The organism is Streptomyces sp. SD31, assembly GCF_052068475.1.
In the GTDB taxonomy this organism is placed as follows: Bacteria; Actinomycetota; Actinomycetes; order Streptomycetales; family Streptomycetaceae; genus Streptomyces.
Map to the genome: position 1 here is coordinate 1 of NZ_JBQHCX010000056.1, position 743 is coordinate 743.

Genomic DNA, 743 nt, shown 5'->3' on the forward strand with positions numbered 1-743 from the left:
GGCTCCACGTCGGACGTGATCAGCCGGGAGAACCTGCGGCGGCTGGGGTCGATGTACCGGCGGGTGCTGGAGGCGATGGCGGCGGATCCGGAAGGGGACGCCGGAGGTGTCGTCCTGCCTGAGGGAGAGCTTGCGTTCGCTGAGGATGTGACCGCGTGGGGCTCCGGGCATGCGCTGGAGTTGTTCGCGGGGCAGGCGGCGTCGCGGGCGGACGAGGTTGCCGTTGTCTGCGGTGAAGCGCGGCTGACTTACCGGGAGTTGGAGGAGGGGTCGAACCGGCTGGCTCAGCATCTGCGGAGTGTGGGTGTGGTGCCGGGCGGTGTGGTGGGGCTTGCCCTGCATCGGACGCCGGATGTGCTGGTGGGCATGCTGGCGGTGTGGAAGGCGGGGGCGGCGTATGTGCCGATCGATCCTGCGTTGCCGGCCGAGCGGGCTGCTTACATGGCGGAGGACGCCGGGGCTGTCCTGGTGGTCACCGATGACTACCTTGCCGCTCACCGGGAGGACATCGCCGGTCGCGCCTCGGACTTCGAGGCCGTGACGGTGGATCCGGAGCAGGTGGCCTACGTCCTGTATACGTCCGGTTCGACCGGTCGTCCCAAGGGTGTGGTCATCAGCCACCGGGCTCTGCACAACCTGCTGGCGTCGCTGCGTGAGCGGCTCGGTGCCGATCAGGCGGGTGTGTGGTTGGCGTCGACGTCGATCTCGTTCGACATCTCGGGGCTGGAGCTGCACCTGCCGCT

General features: G+C 68.9%; 1 protein-coding gene. It reads left to right on the forward strand.

What is annotated here, in order from left to right:
- Window positions 1-63 precede the first annotated feature (63 nt).
- A partial coding sequence (locus ACTMVF_RS42385) for an AMP-binding protein (RefSeq protein ID WP_441276429.1) occupies window positions 64-743 on the forward strand: 680 nt, incomplete at its 3' end.